The 323-nt window shown below is 44.3% G+C and carries 1 protein-coding gene; it reads left to right on the forward strand.

The genetic code is table 11. The features are described from left to right. Positions 1 to 323 (forward strand): MFS transporter (locus tag AN389_RS19755; protein ID WP_146258107.1); only part of this gene is annotated, 323 nt, incomplete at both ends.

Raw genomic sequence — 323 nt, forward strand, 5'->3', positions numbered from 1 at the left:
ATTTTAGGATTATCAGAGTTTTCAATGATGCCTATGCTGCCGCTGATCAGTGAAACGTTTGGCTCAACCCCTTCGCAAAGTGGCTATGCCATTAGCGCCTATGCGATTGGCGTTGTAGTTGGCGCACCGGTTTTAATGCTTACAACGGCCAACATGCGAAAACGCAAAGCTTTGCTGATTTTTTTAAGCTTAATGTGTATTGCTATTGGTTTGAGTGCATTAGCAACTTCACTAGAGCAGCTTGTTGTTTTTCGTTTTTTAAGTGGCTTACCTCACGGTGCTTACTTTGGTGCCGCTATTTTGCTTGCCTCCGATATTGCCCC

It is taken from the genome of Pseudoalteromonas sp. P1-7a, from assembly GCF_001401855.1.
Classification (GTDB): domain Bacteria; phylum Pseudomonadota; class Gammaproteobacteria; order Enterobacterales; family Alteromonadaceae; genus Pseudoalteromonas.